At 41.0% G+C, this 18,109-nt stretch carries 8 protein-coding genes, 2 tRNA genes and 3 rRNA genes; 7 read left to right on the top strand and 6 right to left on the bottom strand.

Annotation, left to right across the window (positions count from 1 at the left end; genetic code table 11):
* Positions 1 to 28 precede the first annotated feature (28 nt).
* The 7 genes from ACJVDK_RS00065 to ACJVDK_RS00035 all read left to right on the top strand — a co-directional run bounded on the left by ACJVDK_RS00065 (position 29) and on the right by ACJVDK_RS00035 (position 9,928).
* Positions 29 to 1,306 (top strand): SPOR domain-containing protein, encoded by a 1,278-nt coding sequence (locus ACJVDK_RS00065; protein WP_443938278.1) that lies wholly within the window; start codon positions 29 to 31, stop codon positions 1,304 to 1,306.
* Entirely contained in the window at positions 1,306 to 2,010 is a 705-nt protein-coding gene (locus tag ACJVDK_RS00060) for a MotA/TolQ/ExbB proton channel family protein (protein ID WP_443938277.1), read from the top strand. The genes ACJVDK_RS00065 and ACJVDK_RS00060 overlap by 1 nt, the downstream gene beginning before the upstream one ends.
* Positions 2,010 to 2,411, top strand: a complete 402-nt coding sequence (locus ACJVDK_RS00055; RefSeq protein WP_443938276.1) for an ExbD/TolR family protein — start codon at positions 2,010 to 2,012, stop codon at positions 2,409 to 2,411. Before ACJVDK_RS00060 ends, ACJVDK_RS00055 begins: the two co-directional genes overlap by 1 nt.
* A gap of 2 nt (positions 2,412 to 2,413) precedes the next feature.
* The gene (locus tag ACJVDK_RS00050; RefSeq protein WP_443938275.1) at positions 2,414 to 3,250 is read left to right on the top strand and encodes an energy transducer TonB; all 837 of its coding nucleotides are present in this window, start codon (positions 2,414 to 2,416) and stop codon (positions 3,248 to 3,250) included.
* A 69-nt stretch (positions 3,251 to 3,319) separates the two neighbouring features.
* Complete coding sequence (locus ACJVDK_RS00045; RefSeq protein WP_443938274.1) at positions 3,320 to 4,612, top strand: bifunctional folylpolyglutamate synthase/dihydrofolate synthase; 1,293 nt, start codon at positions 3,320 to 3,322, stop codon at positions 4,610 to 4,612.
* 68 nt (positions 4,613 to 4,680) lie between these two features.
* Positions 4,681 to 6,333, top strand: a complete 1,653-nt coding sequence (pafA, locus tag ACJVDK_RS00040; RefSeq protein ID WP_443938273.1) for an alkaline phosphatase PafA — start codon at positions 4,681 to 4,683, stop codon at positions 6,331 to 6,333.
* Between the two features lie 214 nt (positions 6,334 to 6,547).
* Positions 6,548 to 9,928: a methylmalonyl-CoA mutase family protein gene (locus tag ACJVDK_RS00035; RefSeq protein WP_443938272.1), complete on the top strand. Its 3,381-nt coding sequence runs from the start codon at positions 6,548 to 6,550 to the stop codon at positions 9,926 to 9,928.
* 117 nt (positions 9,929 to 10,045) lie between these two features.
* Here the strand turns inward: ACJVDK_RS00035 and ACJVDK_RS00030 are convergent, their stop codons facing one another.
* From ACJVDK_RS00030 to ACJVDK_RS00005, 6 genes are all read right to left on the bottom strand, one after another.
* Positions 10,046 to 11,026, bottom strand: a complete 981-nt coding sequence (locus ACJVDK_RS00030; RefSeq protein ID WP_443938271.1) for an acyl-ACP desaturase — start codon at positions 11,024 to 11,026, stop codon at positions 10,046 to 10,048.
* 1,311 nt (positions 11,027 to 12,337) lie between these two features.
* A 5S ribosomal RNA gene (rrf, locus tag ACJVDK_RS00025) occupies positions 12,338 to 12,449 on the bottom strand.
* Positions 12,450 to 12,591: 142 nt separating this feature from the next.
* A 23S ribosomal RNA gene (locus ACJVDK_RS00020) occupies positions 12,592 to 15,468 on the bottom strand.
* Positions 15,469 to 15,711: 243 nt separating this feature from the next.
* A tRNA-Ala gene (locus tag ACJVDK_RS00015) sits at positions 15,712 to 15,785 on the bottom strand.
* A gap of 70 nt (positions 15,786 to 15,855) precedes the next feature.
* Positions 15,856 to 15,930, bottom strand: a tRNA-Ile gene (locus ACJVDK_RS00010).
* 129 nt (positions 15,931 to 16,059) lie between these two features.
* Positions 16,060 to 17,581: ribosomal RNA gene (locus ACJVDK_RS00005) — 16S ribosomal RNA — on the bottom strand.
* Together the 16S, 23S and 5S rRNA genes with 2 tRNA genes alongside form the textbook arrangement of a ribosomal RNA operon.
* Positions 17,582 to 18,109: the final 528 nt, after the last annotated feature.

Below are 18,109 nucleotides of genomic sequence, written 5' to 3'. Positions count from 1 at the left end.
TAAAATAAAAACGTGTAATTTTACCCGAATGGATATCTTATCATACCTTTTAGAACTCTTACAACAGCAAAAAGAAGTTGGTATTACCGGCTTGGGGACATTTTATAAAAAAAAATCTCCTGGAAGATACGATAAAGAAAAGCAATCGTTTTTACCTCCAACATATACGCTTCAATTTAATACCGAGGTAAAGGAACAAGATGCTTTGGCAACCTTCATTTCAGCTAAGCGAAATATTTCAACCGAAAGTGCCAATTATTACATCACACAATTTGCAGAAGAACTGCACAAGCAGTTAGCTGAAACACAAGAAGCCGATTTACCAAATATAGGTCGGTTATTTTTTACTGAACATGAAGGCTTAACTTTTGAAGCGATTAAAAACGTGCACTATGGATCTGAATTCTTTGGATTACCAAACATCGCAGAAACACAGGAAGCAGCTCCTTCTGAACATGATGAACAACCCATTTTTGAAGAAATAGCCGAAGCACCTTTAGCAGAAAATGTTAGTACGGATGAAAGTACTCCTGTGGAAGCTCCGATAATTGAGAATATTGAACTAGATGAGGTAAAAGACGACCTAAGACATACCCTAGATATCAGCACAACGGCCGCTGAAAAATCTGCAACCTATCATCAACTTAGCGAAGATACAGCACAGCCTGAAGAAGAAATTACCGAAGCTCCTGAATTTATCCAAAAGCAACACGCCGAACATCCAAATCGTTTTGGTCACGACCCTATTCCTCCAGTGGAAGAAGAACAAAAGAATTCGCTTTGGCCTAAAATGATCATCGCCTTAATTATCGTCGTTGCGATTATTGCTTTGGCTTATTTTATAAAACCCGAATTGTTTATAACTAAACAAAATGTAGAGCCAGCCGTGACAGAAACCATCGATTCTACGCAATTAACAATCGATAGTGCTAAGATCAAGCAAGATTCTATCGCAAAAGCGGATAGCATTTTAAAAGAAAATTTGGTAACCAACAGCAAAAAAGAAGATTCCCTAAAGAAAGTAATAGCCCCTATTCAAGCTACCGATACGGTTAAACCTTCAAAAGGAATTGGTCGTTTTCACATCATCGGTGCCTCTTTTAAAACAATGAAAAAAGCGGAATTATTTGTAGAGCAAATGAAAGCTTATGGACTTGATGCTAAAGTTGTTCCAATTGAAGGCACCCGCAAAAAAGTGAGCATTGCCTCGTATAAAACCGAAAAAGAAGCGCTAGAGGCAAGACCCGAGCTTAGCAAAAAAATACATATCAAAGAACTAGACATCAAACAGATAAACATACCGTAATGATTACATTATTAATCCAGGATACAACTCAGGCACTACAAGATACTGCAAACGCACTAAATCAGCCCCTAACAACCCAAGAAACAGAATTACATTTTATCGACCTTCTTTTTAAAGGTGGATGGGTAATGATTCCCTTAGCATTCCTTGCGTTTTTAGCGCTCATTATTTTTGTTGAACGTTATTTAACGATTAAAAAAGCAACAAAAGATGAATCAAACTTGATGGTTCAGATCCGCAATTACATCCAATCTGGAAATTTAGACGGCGCCATGGCCATGTTACGCAATAACAATTCTCCATTATCGCGCATGCTGCAAAAAGGATTAAAACGCATCGGTCGTCCAATTAAAGATATCGAGGCGGCTATCGAAAACGTAGGAAAATTAGAAGTTTCTAAACTGGAAAAAAACATCGGAATTTTAGGGATTGTAGCGGGTATTGCACCCATGTTAGGTTTCGTAGGTACCATTGTTGGGGTAATTACCATTTTCCATCAGGTATCCATCAAAGGAGCAATTGAAATTGGTACTATCTCTGGCGGTTTATATACAAAAATGATTACCTCGGCTACTGGATTAATCATTGGTATCATTGCCTATGTATTGTACCATATTTTAAATATCATGGTTGAGAAAATTATCCTTAAAATGGAAACAGATGCCATTGATTTTATTGATTTACTAGAAGAACCAGGCAAATAATGAATTTACGCAAAAGAACAAAAGGAAGTGTAGAAGTACATACATCGGCACTGAACGATATCATGTTCTTTCTGATGTTGTTTTTCTTATTGGCTTCGGCGGTAGTTAATCCACAGGTAGTAAAACTCTTATTGCCCCAATCGTCTAGCGGACAACAATCAACGGCAAAAAAAGCGGTTACCGTAACAATTGATGAGAACCTAAATTATTTTGTTGATAAGAAACCAACGTCGCTTGAGCAACTTCAACCCGCTGTAGAAGCATACCAAAAACTGGCACCTGATTTGACCATTATCTTATACGTTGCTAAAAATGTTCCTGCAGAAAATATTATGAAAGCCTACGATGTTGCCAACACCTTAAAATTAAAGCTTGTTTTAGCTGTTGAGCCTAAAAAATAATAATGAATTACAAAACCAATATACCAACGGAAGAAAACAATTATCCTAAAGCGATAGCTATTTCGACAGGGATAATGGCTTTTTTACTTGCAATAAGTTTTTTTATTGTAATTGGTTCTTTCCAACCACCTGAAGAGGTTGGAACAGGCGGTATGGTTGTAAATTATGGAACCTCAGAAACAGGCATGGGCGACGACTACATGAGCATTGAGGAACCTTCTGCCGATCCAAATGCAAACGGTAAAGCGCCAGACAAGGTAACCCCCGATGAAGAAGTTACACCCAATAATACCGAGCAAAGCAGCGATCAGGAAATTCAAACGCAAAACACTGAAGAAGCTTTAGCCATTACTGCCAAAGCAACAAAAGCTACTTCTACTACTCCAACTACACAAACGGAAGAAAAACCTGCGAAACCAGTAATCAATCAAAATGCGCTTTACAAAGGCAAAAAAAACACCGGACAAGGGCAAGGTGATGGAACAGGAACCGAACCCGGAAATCAAGGCTCAGTAAATGGTGATCCATTAGCAAATAATTACGGCGAAGGTGGTTCTGGAAATGGCAACGTGGCACTTTCTCTAGCAGGAAGAAAATTCATCGACATTCCACGTATTCAAGACGATGGTCAAAGCAGGGGAAAAATTGCTGTTAGAATTCGGGTTGACAAAAACGGAAAAATTGTCGATGCTCGCGCTGGAGCAAAGGGTACCACTTTATCTGATTTAGCACTTTGGAAAAAATGTGAAAATGCAGTTATAGGCGCAAGTTTAAACAAATTAGAATCAGCTCCAGAGGTACAAGAAGGCGTTGTAATCTTTAACTTTAAAGTAAAGTAAATCTTTGTATTTATTCTTTTATGGTCTTACATCTAGCCAACCAGGCAGATTAATTAACGATCAGAAATCATGAACTACCAACAAACCCTCGATTTTCTATACAGTAAGCTACCCATGTTTACACGAGTAGGCGCATCAGCATTTAAAAAAGATTTAACCAATACTTTAGCACTATGCTCAGCACTAAACCAACCGCAAAACAACTTTAAAAGCATTCATGTTGGCGGCACCAATGGTAAAGGTTCTACCTCGCATATGTTGGCCTCTGTATTACAAGAGCAAGGTTACAAAACAGGCTTGTACACCTCTCCTCATTTAAAAGATTTCAGAGAACGCATCCGCATAAACGGAAAAATGATTAGCAAAAGCGAGGTTATTTCTTTTGTTAAAAATCAAAAAAACAACATCGAAGAAATAGAACCTTCATTTTTTGAGCTAACCGTGGCCATGGCCTTCGATCATTTTAGCCGTCACCAAGTAGATATTGCGATTATAGAAGTGGGTTTAGGTGGACGAATTGACTCCACAAATGTGATAACACCTTTAATTTCAGTAATCACAAACATCAGTTTAGATCATACCAATATGTTGGGCAATACCTTGACTGAAATAGCCGGGGAAAAAGCTGGGATTATTAAAAAAGAGATTCCCGTTGTTATAGGCGAAACGCATCTCGAGACGGAAAAAGTATTCATCCAGAAGGCAAAAAATGAAAAGGCACCTATTGTATTCGCGGATCAACATTGCACAGCAAAGGAAATAAAGCTGAAAAATAATAAGCTGCAATTATCTGTATTTAACGAAAAGGGAGAAAAACTTTTTACTAATCTTCAATCCGATTTAACCGGCTTATATCAGCCTAAAAATATTTTAACCGTCATCACGGCATTAAACATTTTAAACCAAACGGACTCTTTAACCATTTCAAACGAAAATATTTACAAAGGTTTAAGCAAAGTAAAACGGAATACCGGTTTACAGGGACGTTGGCAAACATTGGGTACCAAACCTTTAGTAATTGCCGATACCGGCCATAACGAAGCTGGGATTGCTGAAGTGATTAAAAACATTGAGCAAACGCCTTATCAGCATTTGCATGTTGTTTTCGGTATGGTGAAAGACAAAGATATATCCAACGTATTATTGCTTCTACCCAAAAACGCACAATACTATTTCTGTAAACCGGATTTAGAACGTGGTTTGCCTGCCGAAGAATTGCTGGAACAGGCTTCTATGTACAATTTAAAAGGAAATACATATTCTTCTGTGAAAGCAGCCAAAGACGGTGCTTTAGAAAATGCTAGCGCAGAAGACCTCATTTACATTGGTGGAAGTACATTTGTAGTTGCGGAATCGTTATAATATCTTTACAATAACTTCAAATTTCCTTCATCGAGAAATACGTACTTTTGCCCTCTAACAAAAAACGAATGAAAAAAATTAGTAGCTTACTCTTTGCCCTAACCTGCCTCTCTATTTCAATAACCTTTGCACAAAACAAAAAAAGTTCTAACGAAATAGCGCGCCCAAAATTAGTGGTTGGAATCGCCGTTGATCAAATGCGTTGGGATTATCTTTACCGTTATTATAACCGCTACAGTGAAGGTGGATTCAAGCGTTTATTAAATAAAGGTTTCAGTTGCGAAAACACATACATCAACTATTTACCAAGCTATACAGCCGTTGGCCACACCACCATCTTTACTGGATCAGTACCAAGTATTGACGGTATAGCAGGAAACGACTGGATTGAGCAATTAACAGGCAAAAGAATGTATTGTACATCTGATAGCACCGTAAATGGTGTTGGCTCAACTACTGAATCAGCAGATGGAAAAATGTCTCCTCGTAATTTATTGGTTTCAACAATAACGGATGAATTACGTTTAGCAACTAATTTTAAATCGCAAGTAATTGGCGTTTCATTAAAAGACAGAGCATCTATTTTACCAGCTGGACATTTAGGTAAAGCATTTTGGTTTGACGATAAAAGCGGTAATTTTATAACAAGCACCTATTACAGCAATGAATTACCTACCTGGGTAAGCAATTTTAACAATCAAAAAAATGTGCTTAAACTAATTGATAAAGGCTGGAATACGCTTTATCCAATAAATACCTACACGCAAAGCACTGCGGATAATGTAATTTGGGAAGGAAAATATGCCGGTGAACAAAGTCCTACTTTTCCGCATGATTTAAAAGCCATCTACGAAAAAAATAAAAGCGTTATCCGCTCATGTCCTTTTGGCAATACTTTAACTTTAGCATTGGCTACTGAGGCTGTTAAATCAAACAAAATGGGACAAGGAGCAGCTACCGATTTCTTAACCATTAATTGCGCTTCAACAGATTATGTTGGACATCAATTTGGTCCAAACTCTATTGAAATAGAAGACACCTATTTACGCTTAGACAAAGATTTAGAAAGCTTCTTCGCCATGCTAGATGCGCAAGTAGGTGCCGGAAATTACACCGTTTTTTTAACGGCAGATCACGGTGCTGCGCACGCGGTTAATTTCATGAAAGAAAATAAACTACCAGCCGAAATTTGGAATTCAGACCCATTGGTTGTGGAATTAAACAAATTACTTAGCAGCAAATACGGACAAGAAAAACTAATTCGTGATATCGCAAACTATCAAGTAAATTTCGATTTAGCTAAAATTGAAAAAGCAAATTTAGATTTTGATGCCATAAAAAAAATCTGTTGCGATTATTTACGCAAACAACCGGGTATTTCCTATGCAGTTGATATTGAAAAAGTAAATTCATTGCCAATTCCAGAACCGCTAAAAACCATGGTTGTAAACGGTTATAACTTTAAAAGAAGCGGACAAATTCAAGTAATTTTAGATGCAGGATGGTTTGAAGGGCATGGATTAACGGGTACTACACACGGTACGTGGAACCCATACGATATTCACATTCCTTTACTTTGGTACGGATGGGGAATTAAAGCCGGACAAACCAATACAGCGGTTAACATGACCGACATATCTGCCACTGTAGCCGCCTTGTTGCACATACAAATGCCAAATGGTTGTATTGGAAAACCAATTACAGACATCACTAATAAATAAAAAAACATCACCATAAGGAAAGCCTCCAAAAAGTTAAACACTTGTTGGAGGCTTTTTTCGTTTATTCACTACCCTAAACTATCTTTAAACAACAATTAAACGAATTTTACTTCTTGTAAACGATAAAAACCGCGCTAGTTATCAGGATTTCTTACCTTTGCTTACCAAATATTAAATACACGGGATAAAATTTATATCCCTCATATGTGATAAGATGCAACAAACAGAGATCTATAAGCCCAAACATAAAATTCGTTTTGTAACCGCCGCTTCCCTTTTCGATGGACACGATGCTACCATTAATATCATGCGCAGAATTTTGCAGTCATCAGGTGCAGAAGTTATTCATTTAGGACACAATCGTTCTGTAGAAGAAGTGGTGAATTGCGCCATTCAAGAAGATGTACAAGGAATTGCCATGACTTCTTACCAAGGTGGGCACCTCGAATATTTTAAATATATGTACGATCTCTTACAAGAGAAAAACTCAGGACACATTAAAATATTTGCAGGTGGAGGCGGTGTAATCTTACCCGATGAAATAAGCGAATTAGAGGCCTATGGGATTTCAAAAATATATTCACCAGATGATGGCCGCAAAATGGGCTTACAAGGGATGATTAACGACATGCTTGTTAAGACCGATTTCCTTACCCCTGAGACAACTAGTGATGAATTAGCAAGCATCCAACAAGGGAATATCAAAACCATTGCAAGCACGATTTCTTTTGCCGAAAATAATCCAGAAGGAAGTGCGCAGTTGGTTCATGCATTAAAAGAACTTTCTAAAAACAACCAAGCCCCAGTTTTAGGTATTACCGGAACCGGGGGAGCAGGAAAATCTTCGCTGGTAGATGAACTGGTACGTCGCTTTTTAATCGAAGTGAAAGATAAAACCATGGCAATTATTTCTGTCGACCCTTCGAAACGTAAAACTGGAGGCGCCTTATTGGGCGATAGAATCCGCATGAATGCGATTAATCATCCGCGTATTTATATGCGTTCGCTTGCTACACGTCAGGCCAACTTAGCCCTCTCAAAAAACGTACAAGAGAGCATTGATATTTGTAAAGCGGCTGGTTACGATTTGATTATTGTCGAAACATCTGGAATTGGACAATCCGACACGGAAATTACTGAACATTGCGATGTTTCTTTGTATGTAATGACCCCTGAATTTGGTGCAGCTACGCAATTAGAAAAAATTGATATGCTTGATTTTGCTGATCTAGTAGCTATTAATAAATTCGATAAAAGAGGAGCTTTAGATGCTTTGCGCGATGTACGTAAACAATACAAACGCAACCATAATATTTTCGAAGCTAAGGACGAAGATATTCCAGTTTATGGAACCATGGCTTCGCAGTTTAACGATCCAGGTATGAATAATTTGTTTGCCGCTGTTATGCAACAAATAAAAACCAAAACCGGAACAGATTTTCAAGCACACACAGAATTAACCTCCAATCAATCAGAAAAAATATACATCATCCCACCCGATCGCGTACGTTACTTAGCGGAAATTGCAGAGGCAAGTCAAAGCTATAACGAGTGGGTTGAAAAACAATCAGGCTTCGCAAAAAAAATGTATCAATTAAAAGGAGTAATTGATCTTTTAACAGAAGATAAAAATAACTCCGATACGGCAATGATTCAATCACTAACAGAAACGTATGCTTATTACGAAGAACAATTAGACGGCGAATGTAAACGCTTGCTTCGCCAGTGGCCTGAAACTAAAAAAGCGTATAAAGAGGATTTTTTTATATACAAAGTTCGCGATAAAGAAATTAAACAAGCGCTTTATTCCGAATCCTTATCAAAATTGAGGATTCCAAAAGTTGCACTCCCACGATACGAAGCATGGGGCGATATCTTGCGTTGGCTATTAACCGAAAACCGACCGGGCGAATTTCCATATGCGGCAGGTGTTTTCCCACTAAAACGTGATGGAGAAGACCCAACTCGTATGTTTGCCGGTGAAGGAGGTCCAGAACGCACGAACAAGCGTTTTCATTATGTATCCTTGGGACAACCTGCCCATCGCCTCTCAACAGCTTTCGATTCGGTAACTTTATACGGAGAAGATCCACATATTCGGCCGGATATTTACGGAAAAATTGGTAACTCGGGCGTAAGCATTGCCACCTTAGACGATGCCAAGAAATTATATTCAGGCTTCGATCTTTGTGCACCAAGCACTTCTGTATCCATGACTATCAACGGTCCGGCTCCTATGCTTTTGGGCTTTTTCATGAATGCCGCTATTGATCAGCAATGTGAAAAATATATCATCGAAAACCATTTACAAGAAGAAATAGAAAAGAAAATTGCAGCAATATATAAAACCAAAAACATTCATCGCCCAACATACGAAGGTTCTTTACCAGAAGGAAACAATGGTTTAGGATTAATGTTATTAGGCGTAACCGGCGATCAAGTGTTACCAGCAGATGTATATGCTCAAATAAAAGCTAAAGCAATCAGCTCAGTGCGTGGAACCGTTCAAGCCGATATTCTAAAAGAAGATCAAGCGCAAAACACCTGTATTTTCTCGACAGAATTTGCCTTAAGAATGATGGGAGACATTCAGCAGTATTTCATCACCGAAAAAGTGCGTAACTTCTATTCGGTATCCATTTCAGGATACCACATTGCCGAGGCTGGAGCTAATCCTATTTCCCAATTGGCATTTACCCTTAGTAACGGATTTACTTTTGTTGAATACTACTTAAGTAGAGGTATGCATATCGATGATTTTGCCCCTAACCTATCGTTCTTCTTCTCCAATGGAATCGATCCGGAATACGCTGTAATTGGCCGCGTAGCGCGTAGAATATGGGCAAAAGCCATTAAATACAAATACAAAGGAAACGATCGATCACAAAAGTTAAAATACCATATACAAACCTCCGGTCGTTCTTTACACGCACAAGAAATCGACTTTAACGATATTCGGACTACCTTACAAGCCCTATATGCCATTTACGACAATTGCAATTCGCTTCATACCAATGCATACGACGAGGCAATAACAACCCCAACCGAAGAATCAGTTAGAAGAGCTATGGCCATTCAATTAATCATCAACCGCGAATTAGGATTAGCCAAAAATGAAAATCCATTACAAGGAGCCTTCATCATCGAAGAATTAACTGATTTAGTAGAAGAAGCGGTATTAGCCGAATTTAAACGCATTAACGACCGAGGAGGTGTATTAGGTGCCATGGAAACCATGTATCAGCGCGGCAAAATACAAGAAGAAAGTTTATACTACGAAACACTTAAACATACGGGCGAATTTCCAATTGTTGGAGTAAATACCTTTTTAAACAAAAATGGCTCACCAACCGTAATTCCTGGTGAAGTAATTCGTGCAACTGAAGATGAAAAACAATTTCAAATAGAAAGCTTAAAGAAATTTCAGGAACGTAATACCGATAAATCTGAAGAAATCTTAAGAGACTTACAAAAAGCAGCTATCCAAGGAGAAAATATTTTCGATAAATTAATGGAAGTATGCAAAATTTGCTCATTGGGTCAAATCAGCAATGCTTTGTATGAAGTAGGTGGGCAATATAGACGTAATATGTAAAAAGAAGAAATTAATTTCTCCTCTTTTTAGCTATAGAAAACCAACAAATTTAACGCGCTCCAAAGCAGAAAAAAGTATACCAACAAAAAAGCCACGATTAACTCGTGGCTTAAATATTTATGCTAAAATCCATTTGAACTTATAATCAACCGTAGGATTTTTCATTCGCTCAGCTACTCTCAATAAACGATCAGGAAGCCTCATGATGTAATCTCTAGCTTTTTCTCCAGCTTCGTTCAATTCTTTCATACTTTCAATATTCCATTCAACAATTAATTGTTTTAAAATATCGACATAATCAACAGCTGTGTAAACGCCTAAGCGTTGTGCAGCATCTGTAAAATGACCAAAAACCTGACCTATTGGCAAACCAACTTCTCTTAAAAAATGTGCTGGCATTACAATCTTCTTTTTCATCATATCTTCAAAGGCCAACATTGCTTCGTTTGCGTCTACTTTGAATATTTGCTTAATAAAATCTTTATAAGCCTTCGCATGTCTTGCTTCATCAGATGCAATTACACCACACATTTTTGATAATAATGTATCACCATCCTTCTTTGCCAATGAAGCAACTCTTCTGTGAGATACATTGGTAGCCATTTCTTGAAACGAGGTATAAATAAAATTTCTATACGGATCATGACCGGTACCTATATCGAAACCATCGGCAATTAAATACTGCGTAGATAACTCCATTTGACGCATATCTACCCTTCCCGAAAGGTAAAGGTATTTATTTAGTAAATCACCATGTCTGTTCTCTTCAGCAGTCCAATGTCTGTTCCACTTCATCCAGCCACCTTCTTCGTCTCTGCTTACACCATCAACCATCGCTAACCACGACTCATACGTTGGCAAAGCTTCTTCCGTAATGGTATCGCCAATTAGGACAGCCACTAAATCATATGATAATTCTCCAGCGCTTTGTTGCAAATCTCTTACTTTCTGAAAGAAATCGTCCTTACTCGCATCTGGTAAGAAATCAGAAGGTTGCCAAATATCATCTATTGGTTTTAGATATTCTGGCATCATCTCCAACATATATTTTTCAATATGTTGCATTACTTCTCTTCTTCTTTCTACAAAAAAACTCATTTCTTGTTTATATTTAATTTGCCCAAAGATAACCAAATATTATTGCAAAATGATGCTTAATATCAAATACTACGATTAATATTAAACTAAAAGTTAAAGCTTTAACCTAATATGTAAAGCAAGGCTTTTGCTACTATTCACGTTCGTCCCGCTTTCCGTTCCAATCTTTTTGTGGAAGCCGCTCGCGCCATTCCATTTGGTACTACAAAAAGGATTTCCACAACAATCGGGTTTAAAGCCAAAGGTATCTGCTAATCTTTAAAGGTATCGTGTCCTAAGCGCAGCGAAACAACCATATTAACGATGCTGCTTACCAATAATTGATTGAAGGAGGAATACTCCGTGGTTACGGAGCTAAAAGTATTCTTTATCAACCTGAACTCGATTATTAGTTACAATAAAATTTTCGACTGTCTATGAAATTGCCTTTCGAGAATGTACTAAAAAATCATCCCCCCTGCCCCCTTCAAAAGGGATAAATAGCCAGCGTCCAAACTGAAAACGTACACATCCTAGGCGTTTTGTCGGTGTCCGCCTTTGAAGGGGGCAGGGGGATGACAACAACTCAAATGCATACTAATTAGTAAAAATACAATTTTCGAACTCCTACTACTTAGGAAAAAATCTTCTCGAAATAAGGGTATTATCCAACTACATTATATTGAAAATCAATATTAACTAAGAGTAAGACAGGTGGAAAATTGTCGAACTCAGGTTTATAAGAGATACTTTTCCGAATAATCGGAACACGTTGTACATTTAGCCAAGCTAACGGCTTTCTACTTAGAGATGCTTCCTTCGTCGGCATGACAGCAAAATTTTGAGCGATATGCTAGTAAAACAAACGTTCAAAATTGCAGGTATTAACCGAAGAAAGCCCGTCGGTCCCGAATGCTCGGGATGCACCCCAAGCAGCGCGAAAAAACAAAAACAGTTGCAGCAACATTCGAATGTGCACTACCGAGCATTGTTCTATTCAGTTTTGTGGCAATAATTAATATTGGTTACAAAACAAATCGCCACAAAACCAAGCGATCTTGTTCTTGTTTTGCGACAAGGGTGTCCGCCCAAAGCTGCCTAACCGGATCGACAAAGGCTTTTGGTTACTTTTGGCCCACAAAAGTAAATGCCCTACCGGCAAGAGGCAAGCAAGAGAAAGAGGAAGGGTAAAAGTCAATGGTTACCAAAAGGTTTAACATTTATGAAAAGAGAAGATTCCTTCCTCAGCCTTCAGCAACGTGTGTTAAGTTTCGATTAGAAATGCTTATAAACAAGAATACCCTTCAGCTTTCGCTAAAGGGTATCTTTAAGATTTGGCACCGACCTACTCTCCCACGTGTTACCGCAGTACCATTGGCTCTGGTGGGCTTAACTTCTCTGTTCGGAATGGGAAGAGGTGGACACCACCGATATAGGCACCTAAATACCTTTTTTGTGTTGGTTCGTTGGTTGGTTGTTTCGTTGTGTAGAGTCCTAAACAACTAATAAACTAATAACCAAATAACCACTACAAATGACATAGTATTGAAAGAAGTTAGTTTGAAGAACAAACAACAGTATGTTGCTTTTGAAAGCTTCGGATGATTAGTACTACTCGACTGTGCTGTCACCAGCTTTACATCTGTAGCCTATCAACGTAGTAGTCTGCTACGGTCCTATATGGAATTCTCATCTCGTGGCTAGTTTCGCACTTAGATGCTTTCAGCGCTTATCTATTCCCAGCGTAGCTACTCTGCAATGCCCCTGGCGGAACAACAGATTCACTAGAGGCTAGTCCAACCCGGTCCTCTCGTACTAAGGTCAGCCCCACTCAAAATTCCTACGCCCACAACAGATAGGGACCGAACTGTCTCGCGACGTTCTGAACCCAGCTCGCGTGCCACTTTAATCGGCGAACAGCCGAACCCTTGGGACCTTCTCCAGCCCCAGGATGTGACGAGCCGACATCGAGGTGCCAAACCTCCCCGTCGATATGAGCTCTTGGGGGAGATCAGCCTGTTATCCCCAGCGTACCTTTTATCCTTTGAGCGATGGCCCTTCCATGCAGAACCACCGGATCACTATATCCGTCTTTCGACCCTGATCGACTTGTCTGTCTCACAGTCAAGCAAGCTTATGCTATTGCACTCCTCATACGGTTACCAAGCGTATTGAGCTTACCTTTGAAAGCCTCCGTTACCTTTTTGGAGGCGACCACCCCAGTCAAACTACCCATCAAACAATGTCTCCCTACTAGAAGGATTAGACACCGAATACAGAAAGGGTGGTATTTCAACGTTGGCTCCTCGAATCCTAGCGAACCCGATTCATAGCCTCCCACCTATCCTACACATCCTGTATCCAATGTCAATGTTAAACTGTAGTGAAGGTGCATGGGGTCTTTCCGTCCCGTTGCGGGTACCCGGCGTCTTCACCGGGACCACAATTTCACCGAGCTCATGGCTGAGACAGCGCCCAGATCGTTACACCATTCGTGCAGGTCGGAACTTACCCGACAAGGAATTTCGCTACCTTAGGACCGTTATAGTTACGGCCGCCGTTTACTGGGGCTTCGATTCAATGCTTCGCAATTGCTCACTAACATCCCCTCTTAACCTTCCAGCACCGGGCAGGTGTCAGGCCTTATACTTCATCTTTCGATTTTGCAAAGCCATGTGTTTTTGTTAAACAGTCGCCTGGGCCTTTTCACTGCGGCTCTCGTTGCCGAGAGCGCCCCTTCTCCCGAAGTTACAGGGCCATTTTGCCGAGTTCCTTAGCCATGATTCACTCGAGCACCTTAGAATCCTCTTCCCGGATACCTGTGTCGGTTTGCGGTACGGGTATTCATAATCTGAAGCTTAGCGGTTTTTCTTGGAAGTCTGATTACCTGCGCTATCCACTCAACCGAAGTCTCGCGGTACTATCAGCTCTCAGCAAGACCGGCGGATTTGCCTACCAGTCCTATACCTACAGCCTTTAACGAACTATTCCGTCAGTTCGCGGCAGTGTCACTACTCCGTCCCCACATCGCAATTATAAATAGTACTAGAATATTAACTAGTTGTCCATCGAATTTCCCCTTCGGGTTCTCCTTAGGTCCCGACTAACCCTGATCCGATTAGCGTTGATCAGGAAACCTTATCCTTTCGGTGGGCAGGTTTCTCGCCTGCCTTATCGTTACTTATGCCTACATTTGCTTTTCTAGCCGCTCCAGCACCCATTACCAGATACCTTCGCCGCAACTAGAATGCTCCCCTACCGATATATTTCAATCCCATAGCTTCGGTGTACAATTTAATGCCCGTTTATTATCCATGCCCGATCGCTCGACTAGTGAGCTGTTACGCACTCTTTAAATGAATGGCTGCTTCCAAGCCAACATCCTAGCTGTCTATGCAATCGGACCTCGTTAGTTCAACTTAACTGTAACTTGGGGACCTTAGCTGATGGTCTGGGTTCTTTCCCTCTCGGCGCGTGACCTTAGCACCCCGCGCCTCACTGCAGATCATATTTAATAGCATTCGGAGTTTGTCTGGATTTGGTAGGATTTGACTCCCCCGCACCCAATCAGTAGCTCTACCTCTATTAAACTTTATATCCACGCTGTTCCTAAAAACATTTCGGGGAGTACGAGCTATTTCCCAGTTTGATTAGCCTTTCACCCCTACCCACAGATCATCCGGAAACTTTTCAACGTTTATCGGTTCGGTCCTCCAGTACGTGTTACCGCACCTTCAACCTGTCCATGGGTAGATCACAAGGTTTCGCGTCTACCTCCTCTGACTATACGCCCTATTCAGACTCGCTTTCGCTTCGGATCCGTTCCTTAAAAACTTAACCTTGCCAGAGAAGAGTAACTCGTAGGCTCATTATGCAAAAGGCACGCCGTCACTGGACTTGCCAGCTCCGACCGCTTGTAAGTACACGGTTTCAGGTTCTATTTCACTCCCCTGTTCGGGGTTCTTTTCACCTTTCCCTCACGGTACTGGTTCACTATCGGTCTCTCAGGAGTATTTAGCCTTACCGGATGGTGCCGGCAGATTCCCACAAGGCGTCTCCGACCTCGCAGTACTCAGGATACTACTAGACTAACATTCTATACGTGTACTGGGCTATCACCATGTATCGCCGGGCTTCCCATCCCGTTCCACTTCTGTTTGTTATACCACATCGTAGTCCTACAACCCCCATTTTGCCGTAACAAAATAGGTTTGGGCTCTTTCCCTTTCGCTCGCCACTACTCAGGAAATCATTGTTATTTTCTCTTCCTCTGCTTACTTAGATGTTTCAGTTCGGCAGGTTTGCTCTATTTAGTGCTATGTCTTCAACATAGCGGGTTGCCCCATTCGGAAATCTTCGGATCTATTCCTATTTGCAAATACCCGAAGCTTATCGCAGCTTATCACGTCCTTCATCGCCTCTGAGAGCCAAGGCATCCCCCGTGTACTCTTTATTACTTTCTTCTACTTGTACGCCTTTTGCGCCGTACAGTATGCTTTTTTGCTCTTGTTATGATGTCTCATGCTTAACTTCTGCTTGCGCTTGGTTAAGCGAGCACAAACACAACAGTCGCCTATTGTTGTTTGCTCTTCTTTATTTAACTTCTTCCAATATGTCAAAGAACTTTATTAAGATTAGGGTGCAGGGTAGTAAGGTAGAAGGTTTTATCCTTCAGCCTTAGACCTTTCAGCCGTAAACCTTATTAGTGGAGAATAACGGAGTCGAACCGTTGACCTCCTGCGTGCAAGGCAGGCGCTCTAGCCAGCTGAGCTAATTCCCCAAAAAGATGTCACTGCATTTTGTTTTTTAATCAGTATACTATACTAATCTTTAACAATCACTTTCCTATGTAGTCCCGTCCAGATTTGAACTGGAGACCCCTACATTATCAGTGTAGTGCTCTAACCAGGCTGAGCTACGGGACTATTTGTATCGCCCCCTCAAAGACTTGTTAATGCCACTAACCGTGGTTGATCTTTTGGGTTTCGTGTGTTTCTTCTTTTTTTCTATTTAGAGTATCATGTTGCGCAGAAGAGTAGTCAGCTCTGCTCCAGAAAGGAGGTATTCCAGCCGCACCTTCCGGTACGGCTACCTTGTTACGACTTAGCCCCAGTTATCGGTTTTACCCTAGGACGCTCCTTTCGGTTACATACTTTAGGTACCCCCAACTTCCATGGCTTGACGGGCGGTGTGTACAAGGCCCGGGAACGTATTCACCGCGTCATTGCTGATACGCGATTACTAGCGAATCCAACTTCATGGGGTCGAGTTGCAGACCCCAATCCGAACTGTGAATGGCTTTATGAGATTCGCATACTATTGCTAGCTAGCTGCCCTCTGTACCATCCATTGTAGCACGTGTGTAGCCCCGGACGTAAGGGCCATGATGACTTGACGTCGTCCCCTCCTTCCTCTCTGTTTGCACAGGCAGTCTGTTTAGAGTCCCCATCTTTACATGCTGGCAACTAAACATAGGGGTTGCGCTCGTTGCGGGACTTAACCCAACACCTCACGGCACGAGCTGACGACAGCCATGCAGCACCTAGTTTCGTGTGATTGCTCACTTATCTATCTCTAGATAATTCACTAACTTTCAAGCCCGGGTAAGGTTCCTCGCGTATCATCGAATTAAACCACATGCTCCTCCGCTTGTGCGGGCCCCCGTCAATTCCTTTGAGTTTCACTCTTGCGAGCGTACTCCCCAGGTGGAACACTTAACGCTTTCGCTTAGCCGCTAACTGTGTATCGCTAACAGCGAGTGTTCATCGTTTAGGGCGTGGACTACCAGGGTATCTAATCCTGTTTGATCCCCACGCTTTCGTGCCTCAGCGTCAATTAAACCATAGTAAGCTGCCTTCGCAATCGGTGTTCTGAGACATATCTATGCATTTCACCGCTACTTGTCTCATTCCGCCTACCTCTAGTTCATTCAAGCCCATCAGTATCAAAGGCACTGCGATAGTTGAGCTACCGTCTTTCACCTCTGACTTAATAGGCCGCCTACGCACCCTTTAAACCCAATAAATCCGGATAACGCTTGGATCCTCCGTATTACCGCGGCTGCTGGCACGGAGTTAGCCGATCCTTATTCTTCTAGTACATTCAGCTATTTACACGTAAATAGGTTTATTCCTAGATAAAAGCAGTTTACAACCCATAGGGCAGTCTTCCTGCACGCGGCATGGCTGGTTCAGAGTTGCCTCCATTGACCAATATTCCTTACTGCTGCCTCCCGTAGGAGTCTGGTCCGTGTCTCAGTACCAGTGTGGGGGGTCATCCTCTCAGATCCCCTAGTCATCGTCGCCTTGGTGGGCCGTTACCCCGCCAACTAGCTAATGACACGCATGCCCATCTTAATCCTATAAATATTTGATCATTGAATAATGCTATCCTGTGATTTTATGCGGTGTTAATCCGAATTTCTTCGGGCTATCCCCCTGATTAAGGTAGGTTGCATACGCGTTACGCACCCGTGCGCCACTTTCATATCCAGCAAGCTGGATAATATCGTTCGACTTGCATGTATTAGGCCTGCCGCTAGCGTTCATCCTGAGCCAGGATCAAACTCTCCATTGTAAAATGTTGTATTTGATTCTGACTAGTTTTTAACTATTGTTAAAAATAGTCTCTTTTTTAATTTTGTCTGTCAGTATTCTGACCCAAAAAATCAGTCTGGTATTCTGTACTTGAATCCGTACTTCTTTACCTCGACTGCGCTACATTGACATCTCTTTTAAGAACTTCTCGACTGTTATAACCTCGCGGCTCGTCTGTATATTTTTGCTACGCTTCCGTAGTTTAAATCTTTTTTCTAACTTCCCGACATCCGCCGTTCCGCTCATTTACCCCTTCCTTTCGGTTGGGAGTGCAAAGGTAGAAATCTTTTTCTTATTCGCAAAAAAAATATTTTTTTTATTTCTAAGCTGATTCCAAATCCTTTCAATTCCTCTTCTCTTCCCCCTCTCACTCAATCACCCCTTCCTCCGAAGCGGAGTGCAAAGGTAGCAATCTTTTTCTCTATCGCAAATTTTATTTGAAATAATTTCTGCTCCCTCTCACTACTCTTTTTTACTCCATCGCTATCATCCGAAGCGGGATGCAAAA

Source organism: Pedobacter paludisoli, assembly GCF_052344095.1.
GTDB lineage: Bacteria > Bacteroidota > Bacteroidia > Sphingobacteriales > Sphingobacteriaceae > Pedobacter.
Note: the sequence above shows the minus strand (reverse complement) of the source record. Positions and strands in the feature narration are given on the sequence as shown.

Coding starts and splice junctions, on each gene's coding strand:
- ACJVDK_RS00060 (WP_443938277.1), top strand. CDS start 1,306: ATGATTACATTATTAATCCAGGATACAACTCAGGCACTACAAGATACT.
- ACJVDK_RS00050 (WP_443938275.1), top strand. CDS start 2,414: ATGAATTACAAAACCAATATACCAACGGAAGAAAACAATTATCCTAAA.
- ACJVDK_RS00045 (WP_443938274.1), top strand. CDS start 3,320: ATGAACTACCAACAAACCCTCGATTTTCTATACAGTAAGCTACCCATG.
- ACJVDK_RS00065 (WP_443938278.1), top strand. CDS start 29: ATGGATATCTTATCATACCTTTTAGAACTCTTACAACAGCAAAAAGAA.
- ACJVDK_RS00035 (WP_443938272.1), top strand. CDS start 6,548: ATGCAACAAACAGAGATCTATAAGCCCAAACATAAAATTCGTTTTGTA.
- pafA (WP_443938273.1), top strand. CDS start 4,681: ATGAAAAAAATTAGTAGCTTACTCTTTGCCCTAACCTGCCTCTCTATT.
- ACJVDK_RS00030 (WP_443938271.1), bottom strand. CDS start 11,026: ATGAGTTTTTTTGTAGAAAGAAGAAGAGAAGTAATGCAACATATTGAA.
- ACJVDK_RS00055 (WP_443938276.1), top strand. CDS start 2,010: ATGAATTTACGCAAAAGAACAAAAGGAAGTGTAGAAGTACATACATCG.